14 protein-coding genes are annotated in these 15,587 nt (G+C 55.0%); 13 read left to right on the top strand and 1 reads right to left on the bottom strand.

What is annotated here, in order from left to right; genetic code table 11:
• The first annotated feature begins 138 nt into the window (after positions 1–138).
• The 12 genes from NI21_RS0100410 to NI21_RS0100355 all read left to right on the top strand — a co-directional run bounded on the left by NI21_RS0100410 (position 139) and on the right by NI21_RS0100355 (position 12,477).
• Entirely contained in the window at positions 139–930 is a 792-nt protein-coding gene (locus NI21_RS0100410) for a zinc dependent phospholipase C family protein (protein ID WP_052083731.1), read from the top strand.
• Positions 911–1,921, top strand: a complete 1,011-nt coding sequence (locus NI21_RS0100405; protein WP_330637129.1) for a DNA/RNA non-specific endonuclease — start codon at positions 911–913, stop codon at positions 1,919–1,921. Before NI21_RS0100410 ends, NI21_RS0100405 begins: the two co-directional genes overlap by 20 nt.
• 138 nt (positions 1,922–2,059) lie before the next feature.
• A complete protein-coding gene (locus NI21_RS0100400) occupies positions 2,060–2,647 on the top strand; it encodes a 50S ribosomal protein L25 (RefSeq protein ID WP_033124268.1) in 588 nt (195 codons plus the stop codon).
• Positions 2,648–2,793: 146 nt separating this feature from the next.
• Positions 2,794–3,381, top strand: coding sequence for a TetR/AcrR family transcriptional regulator (locus tag NI21_RS0100395; RefSeq protein ID WP_033124267.1), 588 nt, complete (start codon positions 2,794–2,796; stop codon positions 3,379–3,381).
• A gap of 230 nt (positions 3,382–3,611) precedes the next feature.
• Positions 3,612–4,316 carry a DUF5058 family protein gene (locus NI21_RS0100390; RefSeq protein ID WP_033124266.1) on the top strand — a complete coding sequence of 235 codons (705 nt, stop codon included), beginning with the start codon at positions 3,612–3,614 and terminating at the stop codon, positions 4,314–4,316.
• Between the two features lie 12 nt (positions 4,317–4,328).
• Positions 4,329–5,006, top strand: a complete 678-nt coding sequence (locus NI21_RS0100385) for a hypothetical protein (protein ID WP_033124265.1) — start codon at positions 4,329–4,331, stop codon at positions 5,004–5,006.
• 2 nt (positions 5,007–5,008) lie between these two features.
• Complete coding sequence (locus tag NI21_RS0100380) at positions 5,009–6,289, top strand: amidohydrolase family protein (protein WP_033124264.1); 1,281 nt, start codon at positions 5,009–5,011, stop codon at positions 6,287–6,289.
• A 143-nt stretch (positions 6,290–6,432) separates the two neighbouring features.
• Complete coding sequence (locus tag NI21_RS0100375) at positions 6,433–7,428, top strand: hypothetical protein (RefSeq protein WP_033124263.1); 996 nt, start codon at positions 6,433–6,435, stop codon at positions 7,426–7,428.
• 2 nt (positions 7,429–7,430) lie between these two features.
• A complete protein-coding gene (locus tag NI21_RS0100370; protein WP_033124262.1) occupies positions 7,431–7,946 on the top strand; it encodes a methylated-DNA--[protein]-cysteine S-methyltransferase in 516 nt (171 codons plus the stop codon).
• Positions 7,947–7,950: 4 nt separating this feature from the next.
• Entirely contained in the window at positions 7,951–9,012 is a 1,062-nt protein-coding gene (locus NI21_RS0100365; RefSeq protein ID WP_033124261.1) for a LacI family DNA-binding transcriptional regulator, read from the top strand.
• A 126-nt stretch (positions 9,013–9,138) separates the two neighbouring features.
• Positions 9,139–11,046, top strand: a complete 1,908-nt coding sequence (locus tag NI21_RS0100360; protein ID WP_033124260.1) for a PTS transporter subunit IIBCA — start codon at positions 9,139–9,141, stop codon at positions 11,044–11,046.
• A 15-nt stretch (positions 11,047–11,061) separates the two neighbouring features.
• Positions 11,062–12,477 (top strand): glycoside hydrolase family 32 protein, encoded by a 1,416-nt coding sequence (locus NI21_RS0100355; RefSeq protein WP_033124259.1) that lies wholly within the window; start codon positions 11,062–11,064, stop codon positions 12,475–12,477.
• Positions 12,478–12,551: 74 nt separating this feature from the next.
• Here the strand turns inward: NI21_RS0100355 and treR are convergent, their stop codons facing one another.
• Entirely contained in the window at positions 12,552–13,310 is a 759-nt protein-coding gene (treR, locus tag NI21_RS0100350) for a trehalose operon repressor (RefSeq protein ID WP_033124258.1), read from the bottom strand.
• 194 nt (positions 13,311–13,504) lie between these two features.
• On the opposite strand from treR, the gene treP reads away from it, so the two are divergent.
• The gene (treP, locus tag NI21_RS0100345) at positions 13,505–15,496 is read left to right on the top strand and encodes a PTS system trehalose-specific EIIBC component (protein ID WP_033124257.1); all 1,992 of its coding nucleotides are present in this window, start codon (positions 13,505–13,507) and stop codon (positions 15,494–15,496) included.
• Positions 15,497–15,587: the final 91 nt, after the last annotated feature.

Raw genomic sequence — 15,587 nt, 5'->3', positions numbered from 1 at the left:
CCTCATACGGGTTTTGGAGCTTTTATACTCTTGTTATCTGTCAAAAAACGGATTATAATGAGGTCATGCGGCGGTAAAGTGAACAACAGACAAACACAGAGCCGCAAAAATAGATCAGAAAAGATTGGAGATATCATCATGCCCGCATTTTACGCACATGACCGGTTTGGGAGAAAGGTGTATTCCAGACTGGACGGAGAGATAAAACAGACGATCAAAAAGCACAGCCGGCAGTTCCGGATCGGGCTGCAGGGACCGGATCTCTTTTTCTTTTACCGGCCCTGGCATCCAAATAAGGTCTCCAAATATGGAAATCATCTCCATGAGATATCTGCCTATCCCTTTTTCCGACACGGGGCGGCTGTAGTCAGGGAGAAAGGGCGAACAAGTAAGGAGTATGCCTATCTTCTGGGCTTTGTGTGCCATTTTATCCTGGACAGCGAGTGCCATCCCTTTGTGGAGGCCTATATAAAGAAGAGCGGCGTACAGCACCTGGAGATCGAGGAGGAGTTTGAGAAGCTGCTCCTGCGGATGGACGGGAAGGATCCCTTTGCCTATCCTCTGGCAGATCTGGTGCCGGCGGACGAGACCACGGCGGAGGCCATCTGCCCCTTCTACGATGACATCACAGAGGAGACGGCCCTCACGGCCCTCAGAGATATGCGACTGGTGAAGAGAATTTTCACCGCGCCGGGAAGACTGAAGCACGACACCATCAACACAGTGATGAAGCTGACTGGGAAGTACCCCTACATGAAGGGACTGATGAACCAGCACAGGGATAACCTGCGGTGCAGAAGGAGCAGCCAGGAGCTGCTGCGACGGTTTGACGGAGCGGTAAAGATCGCTGTGGATATGATCTACAGCCTGGATGAGACGATACAGACCGGAAAGGAGCTGAACAGGCGGTTTGACAGAACATTCGAATAGGAGAGAAGGACAGAACCGCGGAATATGGAAATACAGGAGAAGAACGGCCGGCGCATATGTTCTTGCGCTGGCGGTTCTTCTCCTTTCTTCCTGCCAGAGCATACCGGAAGCTGGCTTGCCCGGGACCCCCACCGCTCCCGTCTCGTCTGCCGGCACGGTCTCTGTCACGGAGGAGGAGATCGCTCTCGGGGATATACCGGAGTACAGCGGCGACCCCTACGTGGAGGTGGAGAACGGCCAGCCGGACTTTGCGGAGGAGGAGATGACGGAGGAGCCCTACGAGTCCTACAGTGACCTGGACGAGCTGGGCAGATGTCAGGAGGCCCAGGCCTGTGTGGGACAGGAGACCATGCCTGACGGGGAGCGGGAGAGCATCAGCGAGGTGAAGCCTACCGGGTGGCAGTCCGTGGAGTATGACGGGGTGGACGGAGGCTACCTCTACAACCGGTGTCATCTCATCGGCTACCAGCTTACCGCGGAGAACGCCAATGAGAAAAATCTGATCACAGGCACCCGATATATGAACACAGAGGGCATGCTTCCCTTTGAGGACGAAGTGGCCGACTATGTGGAGGAGACAGGGAACCATGTCCTGTACCGGGTGACTCCTGTGTTCGAGGGGGACAATCTGGTAGTCTCCGGTGTGTGGATGGAGGCCGAGTCCGTGGAGGACGACGGCCAGGGCGTCTCCTTTAACGTGTACGTCTACAATGTGCAGCCCGGCATAGAGATCGACTACGCCCAGGGGGACAGCCGGGAGGCGCAGGACGGCAGCCAGGCGCAAAGCGGCCAGGCCGATGCCAGCCAGGCACAGGGGGCGGACGACGGCCAGGAGCGAACCTACATCCTCAACAGGAATACCCGCAAATTCCACGACCCGGGCTGCGCCAGCGTGGAGGATATCAAGGAAAAGAATAAAGAGGAGTATACCGGGGACAGGCAGCAGCTCCTTGATGAGGGATATGAACCCTGCGGCAGATGCTGCCCGTAAAAAAATTGAAAAAAACTCTTGTGTTATCTATCATAGGTGTTATAATATACGTGTAACAAGAAAACATACTTAACTGACCTCTTTGTTTTGCAAAGTTGAAGGCTGCTAAGCATCATCAGATTTTGGAGGAAAAGATAAATGAATACTTTAAAAGCTGAAAAGAGAAACATGCAGACAAAAGCAAAGAAATTAAGAAGAGAAGGATTTGTTACCGGCAATGTATTTGGCAGGGAAATGAAGGAGTCCATGCCGATCCAGATTTTGAAGGCCGATGCGGAGCGTCTTGTAAAGACACACGGAAAGGGAAGCCAGATTATGCTGGAGGTAGACGGACAGACCATGGACGTCCTTGTAAAAGAGATTGATTTCAACCCCCTCAAGACAGAGATTTACGAGATTGATTTTCAGGCTCTGGTGAGCGGTGAGAAGGTACACTCTGTCGCAGAGGTGATCCTGCTGAACCATGAGAAGGTCAACACAGGGCTTGTGAACCAGATGCTCCATGAGATCGCCTTCAAGGCTGTTCCCGCTGCGCTGGTAGAGAAAGTCGAGATAGATGTAGGAGATATGAAGCTGGGAGACTCCATCCAGGTTAAGGATCTGGATATCGCGAAGAATAAAGATATCGATCTGATCACCAATCCGGAGACAACGGTTGTGGCTGTCACAGAGATTCACAACCAGCCGGTGGAGGATGCCGAGGAGGACGCCGAGGCGGAAGCATAGGAGTGCGGCAGATATTCTCCGGCTACAGGATAGAATAAGGAAAAGACTGTGTGTGAAAGCACAGTCTTTTTTTGCGTTTTATGGTTACAAACCGCGGTTTCTGTGATAATATCTAAAGATAGACTGAGAAAAGGAGTACAGCACATATGGATCTGAAGAAAAAGATCATGGAGGCAGCCTGGGAGCTGTTCCAGGAGAAGGGGTACACAGCGACCACAGTCAATGAGATCATCGAGAAGGCGGGGACGTCCAAGGGCGGATTTTACTACTATTTTCATGCCAAGGACGAGCTTTTGAACTCTCTGTACTATTTCTTTGACCGGGAATATGAAAAGTATTATCAGAGCATGGACAAATCCCTGAACTACATCATGCAGATCAAGCTGCTGAACCAGTATGTGTTCTACTTTATCGAGGGGAATGTAAAGGTAGATCTTCTGGCGTCCCTGTACAGGTCTCAGCTGGCTGAAAAGAAGCAGACCCACTTTCTGGATCCGAACAGATATTATATCAGACTTGTCAAAAGACTGATCACGGAGGGGCAGAAGAAGGGAGAGATACGGTCAGACCTGACTGCGGACGAGCTGGTCAAGCATATACTCCTCGTGGAGCGGGGACTCCTCACAGACTGGTGTGTGGAGGACGGGGGGTATTCTCTGGGATATTTCGGCGCCCACAGCTTTAATCTTTATATGGAATTTCTGGAGCCATCCGGGAAGGACGCAGAAGAGTAGAGGCAATCTTCTCTTCTGCGATTTTTTATCTATTAGCAAACCGCGGTCTTTTTTTCAAGGGTAAATATACACAAAATATTATCTGAAAATTATCTAATATTCACAAATGAAATAGAAAATATTTCACAAAAATCCATATTATAGGGACAACATACTTGTATGAAAGCGAAGATCGTGATACAATTAACGAAAATCAACAGACCACGGTTTCTAAAGGAAGGAGTGATACTATGAGTTATAGTGATATATGCAACGCACCGTGGATGTACATCTGGGTAGGAGTTTTATTGATCGCAGTGATTGTCCAGTGCCTGATCTTCATGAAAAAGGCGTGGACGAGGGCGAGGGGGCTGGGCCTTTCCAACCAGCAGATAAGAAAAGGCCTGACCACGGGAGTGACCATCAGCATTGTGCCGACTCTGCCGGTACTGGTCGTATTTCTGTCCCTCATGCCTCTTCTCGGGGCTCCTCTGCCCTGGCTTCGGCTCTCAGTGATCGGATCCGCGTACTATGAGACCTACGCGGCTACTACCGCGCTGGAGTGCGTGGGCGAGTCCCTGACGGTAAACGGGTACTCGGCTGTAGGCTGGATCGCGGCTGCCTGGGTCATGACAGTGGGAGGAAGCGCCTGTATCCTCTGGTCCACCATCATGATCAAGCCCATCTCCTCCCTTTACAATAAGGCGGAGAAGATTGATATGGGCCTTGTGCTCGCTATCGGAAGCGGCTGCCTGGCCGGTGTAATGGCATATGTCTCTGTGGCATACGGCTTCGGACAGATGTCCACCCAGGGCGTGGTCTTCCTGATCAGCTTTGCGGCGGGCGCGGTTTTAGTTATTCTACATAAGAAATTTCCAAAGCTGAAATGGCTCTCTGATTATATCATGGCTATCAGCATGCTGATCGGAATGGCGGCAGCGTGCATCATTTTTTAAGGAGGGAACGGTATGAAGCTACAGTCTAGAGAAGATTTCAACAAGTGGACACACAGATTTGGCATACTGTCCAGCCTGATACTTTTTGTGGGAATGACCGCATTCCCGGTAGTGGCCAGCGCAGTGTACGGCCTGTGGCCGGACTTCAGAGCGCTGTGGCCCGGGTTTATCGCGGTGATCCTGTTCATGGCCCCCTACTGGCCGGCTGAGACCATCGGGTACATGCCCGTCATGGGACCGGGAGCTCTGTACATGTCCTATATCACGGGCAATGTCACGAACCTGAGGATGCCCGCCACGGTAGGGACCATCAATTCCCTGGGGATCAAGCCCAACACAGATGCCTGCCACACAATGGCTATCATTGCCTGCGGCGCGTCGGTTATCACTACAGTGGCCATCGTGGCCATCGGCGTTGTGGTCGCGGCGCCTCTCTCGCCGGTGCTCAACTCGCCTACGCTGCAGCCGGCCTTTGACTACGTAGTGCCTGCCCTCTTTGGAGGACTGGTGGCCCAGACGATACTGAAGGGGAAGAAGCAGTTCGGATTTTACCTTGTTCCCCTGGCGGTCTGCCTTGTGTGCTGTTATTTCACCCCTATCAGCGGGGCCTACTATATGCTGATCGCTATCGCTGTCTCTGCGGCGATCTACATCGTGGATTATAAGAAAGGAAAAGAAAAGGAGGAGTAATCATGGGAAAACTGACGTACATTATCTGCGGAAAGCTCTATGACGGCATAGACCGGGAGCTGAAGGAAAATCAAAAAATCCTGATCGAGGACGACAGGATCGTGGAGGTGGGACCGGAGGTACAGCAGCCCGAGTCAGCCCAGGTCATTGACCTGTCAGACACCACAGTCACACCGGGCATGATCGATGCCCACATGCACATGGACAATATTGACTGGCATACGATCCGCCAGGAGGTCTACTACACCTCCGAGGAGCACAAGGCGCTTGGCATTCTTCGGACGGCACAGAAGGCTCTCTCCCGCGGGTTTACGACGGTTCGTCATCCCGGCGGGATCACCTCCAACGGGTTCGGCGTGCTGGATGTGAGAGATATGATTAACCAGGGATATTTCTCCGGATCCAGGATCGTGGCGGCCGCAAGGCTGATCTGCACGGCAGGGAGCCACGGGGATCTCTCCCAGACCTTTGCCAGGAGGCCGGAGTTCTCCTTTGCTGTCCAGAATATGATCAGCTCTCTGGGGGCAGGAAAGGACTTCTTCGCAAACGCGGTCCGCGAAGAGATCAAGGCAGGATCAGACTTTATCAAGATCATGGCCACAGGCGGCTTCTTTACACCCTACGACAATCCGCGGCAGCAGCAGATGAATGACGAGGAGATGGAGGCAGTCATCCGCACCGCCCATGAGTGGGGTAAGACAGTCACCGCCCACGTGTACAGCCCGGACCATATCCGCAAGCTGGTGGGCTTTGGCATCGACGGACTGGAGCACTGCTCCCTTCTGGACGAGGAGACAGCCCAGATCGTAGAGGAGGCAGGAGCCTACATTGTTCCTACCTTCTGCCCCTACGAGGAGGCTGTCCACTATGATCCGGTGAAGATCCAGACCAAGCAGCCGGAGTTCCGGGCCAAGCTGGAGTACTACAAGGACGCTCTTCAGGCCGGGCGTGAGGTCATCAAAAACTGCAAGTGTAAGCTGGGCTACGGCACAGACCAGGTGGCTACCCACCAGAACTATGAGAGCGGCTACGAGTACAAGGCATGGCTGGAGAGCGGCATGGATCCCTTCCGGGCCCTGGAGGCAGCCACCAGGATCAACGCTGAGATCCTGCAGCTGGACGATAGGATCGGCACCATCGAAAAGGGCAAGCTGGCGGACATCTCCGCATGGAAACGGGATCTGATGACAGATCCCAAGGCGCTTCTCGACTGCGCCTTTGTCATGAAGGAGGGCGTGGTATATCCCACAGAGAGATGCGAGGATATGGACGAGGACGCATAGATATTTGCGGCATATGAAATCGGATACATAAAAGGAAACAGGATAAAAGGGCCTGCGGAGCTTTTCCCCGCACGCCCTTTTATCTTGTGCGCCGGAGAGAAAAAAGCTATAATGCAGATAAAGAAAAAATGGGAGGTGTTTGCATGTTCCCTCGTATGGCACTCATCCACAATCAGGACTACAACAGCGTAAGACTTGGGGATGTGGAGGAAGAATTCAAAAAAAGACTGAAGGGTCTTCAGCTTTCCACAGAGGAGATCCGTGGGAAGAGAGTGGGGATTGCTGTGGGAAGCAGGGGCATTGACAAGATACAGCAGGTCGTCCGCATGACTGTGGAGGCGGTGAGAAAGTCAGGGGGAGAGCCGTATATCTTCGGCGCTATGGGCTCCCACGGAAACGGCACGGCCCGGGGGCAGCGGGAGATTTTGGCCTCTCTGGGCGTGACGGAGGAGGAGACGGGGGCTCCGGTGCTCTTCGGCGTGCTCCTGACAGAGAATGCAGTCCATGAGCTGAACGGTATCTATATGGAAAGACCGGAGAATTTTCTGGAGACGGAGAAGAGACTCTTGGAAGAGGTGAAAAGCGGCCGCATGAAGCTTCCCTCAGACAGGATCGATGTGCTGATCGTGGATGAGATGGGGAAAAATATTTCCGGCTCCGGCATGGACACAAAGGTCATAGGGCGGGTGTACGTGACCGGTCAGAAGGAGCCAAAGAGCCCCAGGGTAAAAAGGCTGGCGGTGCTGGGCCTTACAGAGGAGTCCCACGGCAATGCCATCGGGATCGGGCTGGCGGACTTTTCCACCAGGGCCGTGCTGGAGAAAATCGATTTTGCCGCCACGGCAAAGAACGCGGTGGCCTCTATGGCTCCGGCACAGGGAAAGATCCCCTGCATTTTGGAAAATGACAGGGAAGCCATCCGGGCGGCTCTGGAGACAGCCGGACTGGAGGACGCGGAAAAGGCCAGGGTGGTCCGCATTGAGAACACGAACCAGATCGCACGGCTTTATGTGTCGGAGGCGCTGTATGAGGAGTTGAAGGACAACCCGCAGATCCGCCTGCTGGAAGGGCCGGCAGCGCTGGAGTTTGACGGGCAGGGCAATCTGAAGCCCGACCATTACGGGAAAGGAGACAAATGAGAATGGAATACACATGCGGGTACAGCTCCCCCATTGGCGAGATGACCATGGCCTCGGACGGCATACATCTGACAGGTCTCTGGTTTGACGGGCAGAAATATTTCGGAAGCACGCTGGATAAGGAGCGCGAAGAGCTGCCGGAGCACAGGGCGGGGGAGGATATCCCTGTGTTTGGGCAGACGAAGAAATGGCTGGACGCCTATTTCGCGGGGGAGCGCCCTATGTCCCGGCCTCCTCTTGCCCCCAAGGGTTCCGCTTTCCGGCGGCAGGTGTGGGAGCTCCTCCTTGCAATCCCCTACGGGGAGACGAGGACATACGGAGATCTAGCGAAGGCCCTGTCCGGGGAGAAGACAGGCATGTCCGCACAGGCTGTGGGCGGAGCTGTGGGACACAATCCCATCTCCATCATCATTCCCTGCCACCGCGTCCTGGGAAGCGGCGGACAGCTTACCGGCTACGCGGGGGGACTGGACAAAAAGGAATATCTGCTGAAGCTGGAGAGAAGGGAGAGACACTGAACCTATGACTATCAAGGAAATCGCGCAGCTGGCCGGTGTGTCCAGCGCCGCCGTGTCCAGGTATTTGAACGGGGGCTATGTCAGCGAGGAGAAGAAGGACAAGATTAGGCGGGTTATCGAGGAGACGGGCTACCAGCCTTCCGCCCAGGCCAGGATGCTGCGGACAAAGCGGGCCTGCCTTGTGGGGGTGGTGGTGCCCAAGATTAATTCCGAGTCCATCAGCCGGATCACAGCGGGCATCGAGAGCGTCCTCTCCTCCAGGGGATATCAGATGCTGCTGGCCAGCACAGACAACGATCCGGCAAAGGAGCTCACATACCTGAAGCTGTTTGAAAATTACCCGGTGGACGGTATCATCCTTATCGGCACGGTGATCACGCCAAAGCACCGGGAGTTCCTGAAGGGCGCCAGGGCGCCGGTGGTCGTGGTGGGGCAGTACACCAGATATGCCAATTGCATCTATCACGACGACTACGGCGCCGGGAAGGCCATGGGGAAGCTGGCGGCAAAGGAGGCGGCCGGGCGCGGCCGGATAGCCTACATCGGCGTGACAAGGGAGGACCGGGCCGTGGGTGTATCCCGGGAGGACGGCTTCCGGGCCGGACTGCGGGCAGCAGGCATGGAGATTGAGGATGACTGCTTTCGGCGGGCTCAGTTTACCATGGACTCGGGCTTTGCGGCGGCTCTGGATCTTCTGCAAAAAAAGCGGGATATAGGCGTTCTGTCCTGCGCTACAGACACCATCGCGGCGGGGGCCATTGAGGCCCTGCTGGTCTACACCCGGGCGGAAATTCCCAGGTCCGCCGTACAGTCCGGCGGCAGGATGGAATATATATTGAACCGCACCGGGATCCGGGTGACTGGCTTTGGGGACAACCAGTTCCTGAAGGCTGTCACAGGGGGGATTCCCACTGTACATTTTGGATATAAGACGAGCGGCATCCGGGGGGCGGAGCTGCTCCTGGACGTGATCGAGAGGGGAGAGCAGATCCCTGTGGAGATGAAGCTGGGCTTCCGGCTGGTCAGTGGTCAGGAGAATGAAAATAATATCGATTTCACAAAATAGTGCAATATGCACAAAACAGGGAAACCAAAATCGGCAAAAATTCCGTCTTTACAAACGGGAGTTTTGCCGATATTATTTTATATGGAAAATATGAAATCGATTACATATAAAGGAAGGAGAGAACTTATGGATTACAGAAAGACCGCGCAGGAAATTCTGGACAAAGTAGGCGGCAGCCAAAATATCGTGTCCGCCGCCCACTGCGCCACCAGGCTCCGACTTGTCATCGCTGACAATTCCAAGGCGGACAAGGAGGCCATTGAAAATGTGGAGGGAGTCAAGGGCGTGTTTGAGGCCTCCGGACAGCTCCAGATCATTCTGGGAACCGGAACCGTAAACAAAGTGTTTGACGAGTTTATTGAAATCGGCAACATCACAGCCAGCACGAAGGCCGAGGCAAAGGAGGCGGCGGCCCAGAGGCAGAACGTGTTCATGCGGGCTATCAAGCTGCTGGGTGACATTTTCGTGCCCATCATTCCGGCCATCGTCGCCAGCGGTTTCCTGATGGGGATCATGAATTCCCTGGACTTTATGATCAACAACGGATTTATCAGCATGGATACGAGCAGCTCTATCTACGTGTTTGCCAGCCTGTTCAGCAACACGGCCTACACGTTTCTGCAGATCCTGATCGCCTTCTCGGCGGCCAAGGCATTTGGAGCCAACCCCTATCTGGGAGCGGTCATCGGCATGATCATGATCAACCCGTCCCTGCAGAACGCCTACACAGTGGCCACGGAGGGAGTGCAGCAGACTCAGTCCGTGTTTTTCGGGCTCTACGATATTGACATGGTGGGATACCAGGGCCATGTGATCCCTGTGGTCATCGCCGTGTGGCTTCTGTCCGTTATCGAGAAAAAGCTTCACAAGGTGGTGCCGGAGGTGCTGGACCTGTTTGTCACACCCCTTGTCAGCGTGTTTGTCACCGGCTATCTGACGCTGTCCATCATCGGCCCTGTCTTTGTCTGGGCTGAGAACGCCATCCTGGGAGGCATCCAGTGGCTGCTGACCCTGCCCCTTGGGCTGGGAAGCCTTGTCATGGGAGCGCTCTACGCGCCCACCGTTGTCACCGGCATTCACCAGATGTACACGGCCATCGATATCGGGCAGATCGCCCAGTACGGCGTCACCTACTGGCTGCCCCTGGCGAGCGCGGCCAACATCGCCCAGGGAGCGGCGGCTCTGGCTGTGGCGGTTAAATCCAGGGACAAGAAGATCAAATCACTGGCTCTGCCCTCTTCCCTGAGCGCTTTCATGGGCATTACCGAGCCCGCCATCTTCGGTGTGAACCTGCGGTTCTTCAAGCCCTTCATCGCAGGATGTATCGGTGGAGGCTGCGGAGCCCTCTACGCCTCCATCGTCCATCTGGGGGCAAAGGGGACCGGCGTGACCGGTATCTTCGGCATCCTGCTCTGTCTGGACACACCGGTGCAGTACCTGATCGAGATGGTGATCGCTGTGGGCGTTGCCTTTGTCCTCTCCTTTATCCTGTATAAGGATGCGCAGCCGGCAGATGTACAGACAGCGGACGCTCAGGAGGAAGAGACAAAGGAGGAGACAAAGGAGGAGGAGACGAAGGAGGAGGAGCTCCACAGCCCGGCCGTGGGAAAGCTGATCCCCCTCACAGAAGTGAAGGATGAGACATTTGCATCGGAGATCCTGGGCGCTACCGTGGCTGTGGTCCCCTCAGACGGAAGGATCCTGGCACCCTGCGACGCCACCGTGTCCAGCATTTACGACACAGGCCACGCCGTGTGCCTGACCACAAGGACAGGCGGAGAGCTTCTGATCCACATCGGCATCGACACGGTGAAGATGGAGGGAAAAGGATTTACAAAGAAGGTCGCTGACGGCGACCAGGTGAAGGCGGGAGATGTGCTGGTGGAGGCGGATCTTGACGCTATCCGGGACGCAGGCTACGACACGGCCACCATGATGATCCTGACCAATGCGGACGACTATGCCAGCACGCAGAAGGCCGAGCCGGGCCAGGTGGATCCGTCCAGCATTGTCATGAAGATTGAGAAAGCATAAAAAGCAGGTGAGCATATGAACGCATTGACGAGAGATTTAAAGCAGCTGGTGGAGCTGGCGGAGAAGGCAGCGCCGGCCGGGGGGCACTTCCGCCAGAAGATCCACCTGATGCCCCCCACAGGGTGGCTCAACGATCCCAATGGGCTGTGCCAGTTCAAGGGCCTTTTTCACGCGTTTTTTCAGTATTCTCCCTTCAATCCGGAGGGGGGCGTGAAAATGTGGGGACACTGCACAAGCAGGGATATGGTGCACTGGGAGTACCAGGGCACAGCCCTCTACCCGGACCAGCCCTTTGACTGCCACGGCGCCTACTCCGGATGTGCTCTTGTGGAGGACGGAAGGATGTACCTCTATTACACCGGTAACGTGAAGCTGGAGGACCGGGAGTACGACTATGTGCTGGCCGGACGGGAGGGCAACACCGTGCTGGTGGAGAGTGAAGATGGCTTTAGCATGGGGAGAAAGCAGCTCCTCATGAGAAATGAGGATTACCCTGCGGATCTCAGCTGTCACGTGCGGGATCCGAAGGTGTGGAAGCAGGACGGCCGGTACTACATGATCCAGGGAGTCAGGACAAAGGAGGATGTGGGGGAGGCCCAGATCTTCGTGTCCGGTGACAGGCTGTCCTGGAGCCCTCTGAAGCGGATCCGCACAGAGGAGCCCTTTGGCTACATGTGGGAGTGCCCGGACTACATGGATGTGGACGGGCAGAAGCTCCTCTCGGCCTCCGTCCAGGGCCTGGAGGGAGATAAGTGGAGGGACCAAAATGTTTACCAGTCCGGTTATTTCTATATAAAAGGGGATATCCTGGGAGAGTACAGCCTCTCAGAGTACCAGCTCTGGGACTGCGGATTTGACTTCTATGCGCCTCAGAGCTTTGTGACAGAGGATGGCCGGGTGGTCCTGGTGGCCTGGATGGGCATGCCGGACTGCCCGGAGTACGGCAACGAACCGGCTCTCGCGGAGGGGTGGCAGCACTGCTTCACCTTCCCAAGGGAGATTTTTATCAGGGACGGCGCTGTGCGCCAGAGGCCCGTCCGGGAGCTGGAGAAGCTTAAGAGAAAGGTGAAGGAAGCGCAGGACCGCCTTGAGGCGGAGTGCCCGTCGGCCTGGGAGGCAGACATCACAGGCATCCAGGGCGGAGCCTTCCGGGCGGTGCTGGGCGGCGGTCTGGCGCTGACATACACCGGCAGCCGCTTTGAAATGCGCTTTGAGGGCCCGGAGGGAGAGAAGATCTCCGGCGGAAGGAGACTCAGGTATCAGGAGATGAAAAGCCTGGACAGCGTGAAGATACTGGGGGATGCCTCCTCTGTGGAGGTGTTCGTGAACAGCGGAGAATATGTCTTTACCACCAGGTACTATCCGGAGACTCGCACCCTGGAGGCGGAGGCAGACGGGGCAGAGATTTCCCTGTACTCTGTTGAGTTGTAAAAAAAGAAAAGGGATGGGAGAGGCGATGTGCTTTCTCCCATCCGTTTTTTATCTCTTCTTCTATTCTTAAAGAGCTATCCCGCGCTTCTGGCCTGCGCCGGCTCCGGCGCCCGGCGCACCGCGTTATCCTGGAACCGGAAGTAGTCCGGCCGATGGCGGGACTGAGTGAACTCGAACATGACGCCGTCGCTGTTGTAGGTGTGGCTGCTCACCACGGCCACGCAGTTGTAATCGTTGACATCCATCTCCAGATATTTCTCATCGATCTGTGTGATCTTCTCTACCGTCATGACCCGCTGGCTGTTGACGATGGTCATGTGGAGCTCCTTTTCCAGATACTCGTAGATGGAGTCGGAGGCGATCTGGGGTGTCAGTCCCGGAACCGCGTCCTTCAGAAAGTAGTTGTGGTTGATGATGAGGGGCTTCCCGTCCAGGTAATGGAGGCGCTGTATGTAGTACAGCTGGGTCCCCGCGGGGAAGCCGGTACGCCTCTCGATCTTCTCGTCTGATGTCAGCTCCATGAACTGGAGAACTCTGGTGACGCCCCATTTGTGGTTCCTGGCGGAGGATTCCTTGAAGGACTCGATCCCCCCTATGGTGAAGGCGGCCTGATCCACCGGGCGGTAGATGTTGCGCACACCCTTTCCCTGCAGTGTCTGCACATACCCGTCTGATACAAGCTGGGCTATGGCCCGACGCACCGTGTTCCTGGAGCAGTCGTACTCCTGCACAAGAGCGTGCTCTGAGGGAAGCAGGGCATGGCTGGCAAATTCGTTGTTCTCAATCTTCTGTTTTAAATCTCTGTAGATAGCTTCATATTTACTTCTAGGCAATCGCTTCACATCCAGTCATGAATAATCCTGTTTAAACAATTTAATACTATTATAGAATATACAGAAGAGGGAAGTCAAGAAAAACAGTCAAACTTGTTTAAACAAGTTGTGCTTGACATGTTTAAACAAGTGTGTTATTTTATGCTTGTTCAAACAAGTTGGAACGGATTATCGTGGAAAAAGGAGAGGAAACAATGGCAAAGTATGAAAATGATGTCAAACAGCTTCTGACCCTCATAGGAGGGAAAGAGAACATCCAGGCTGTCTCACACTGCATGACAAGGATGCGGTTTGTCCTGATCGATCCGAAAAAGGCAGATGAGAAAGCCATCGAGAAGATCCCCAGCGTAAAGGGAACCTTTACACAGGCGGGACAGTACCAGGTCATCATCGGAAACGATGTGGCTGTGTTCTACAATGAATTTACCGCGTACGCAGGCATTGAGGGAGTCAGCAAGGACGCGGTGAAGGCAGCGGCAAAGACAAACCAGAACCCGCTGCAGAAGATCATGAGCGCTCTGGGCGAGATCTTCGCTCCCCTGATCCCGGCCCTGATCTGCGGAGGTCTTGTCCTGGGCTTCAGAAACGTGATCGGTGAGATCAACTTCTTTAACGACGGTACACAGAGTCTGGCAGATATCTCCCAGTTCTGGGCAGGTACATACAACTTCCTGTGGCTCATCGGTGAAGCGGTATTCCACCTGCTCCCCGTCGGTATCGTCTGGTCAATCACAAAGAAGATGGGAACCACCCAGATCCTCGGTATTGTCCTTGGACTGACGCTTGTGTCCTCCCAGCTTCTCAACGGCTTCAGCGTTGCGGACACCCCCGCGGCGGATATTCCGGTGTGGGATTTCGGCTTTGCCAAGGTGGAGATGATTGGCTATCAGGGACAGGTCATCGCGGCCATGATGGCGGGCTTTGTCCTTGTCTACCTGGAAAAATTCTTTAAGAAGCACTGTCCGGAAGTGATCAGCATGATCGTTGTCCCCTTCTGCTCCCTTGTGCCCGCGGTCATCATCGCCCACACTATCGTAGGACCCATCGGCTGGAAGATCGGTGATGCCATCGCAAACGTAGTTTACAATGGACTGATGTCACCCTTCGGCGTGGCCTTCGCAGGACTCTTCGGTCTCCTGTATGCGCCTATCGTCATGACTGGTCTGCACCACATGACAAACGCCATCGACTCACAGCTCACAAGCCTTTACAAAGGCACCATCCTGTGGCCCATGATCGCTCTTTCCAACATCGCCCAGGGCTCCGCTGTTCTGGCTATGTCCATCCTGCAGAAGAAAAATGAGAGAGCGCAGCAGGTCAACATCCCTGCGTGCATTTCCTGCTACCTGGGTGTTACGGAACCGGCCCTCTTCGGTGTCAACCTGAAATACGGGTTCCCCCTTGTGTGCGGCATGATCGGCTCCGCCATCGCGGCCATGATCTCCGTGGGAAGCGGCGTGCAGGCCTTCAGCATCGGCGTGGGCGGCCTTCCGGGCATCCTGTCCATTAAGCCGGAGTTCTATCTGTACTTCCTGCTGGCCATGGCAGTAGCCATCGTAGTTCCTTTTATCCTGACCATGATCGTCGGCAGCAGAAAGCTGTCCAGGGAGGCCCTCCTCGGCGAAGACGCAGTGGCAGAAGAGGAAGCTGGCACACAGAGCGGGTCTGAGATACAGTCTGATGAGTCTGTCAGGGCGGCAGAGGAGAGCGACGGGGAGACGGCAGAGCCCCTCACAGAGCTTAAGGCCGGCCTGACCGGAAAGGTTATTCCTCTTGACGATGTGCCGGACAATGTATTTTCCCAGCATGTCATGGGGGACGGCATTGCCATTGAGCCGGAGAGCGACACAGTGGTGGCGCCGGCTAACGCCACAGTGAATGCGGTCATGGCAGACACAGGCCACGCCTGTGGACTCACCTTCGCCAACGGCATGGAGCTGCTCATCCACATCGGTGTGGACACAGTGGATATGAACGGAGACGGATTTACTCTGCTGGTAAGTGAAGGACAGAAGGTGAAGGCGGGCACTCCGCTGATCCGCTTTGACAAGGAGAAGATCCACGCGGCAGGACATCCGTCCGTGACAGTATTTATCGTGACAGAGGAAGGAAACGCAAAGGGGATCCAGTACCTGTCCGGCATGGAGGCCGTGGCAGGGGAGACACCGGTGATCCGCTTTCAGTAGACAGGAGCTTCCTGTATAATACAAATATAGGGAATTCCACGAAAGGTGGTTGAGAAAAAAAGATACCTCAGAGTAAAATAAGATTTGCTGA

The sequence above is a fragment of the Eubacterium sp. ER2 genome (assembly GCF_000765215.1).
GTDB lineage: Bacteria > Bacillota > Clostridia > Lachnospirales > Lachnospiraceae > Claveliimonas > Claveliimonas intestinigallinarum.
This window is presented reverse-complemented; position numbering and strand designations above follow the sequence as displayed.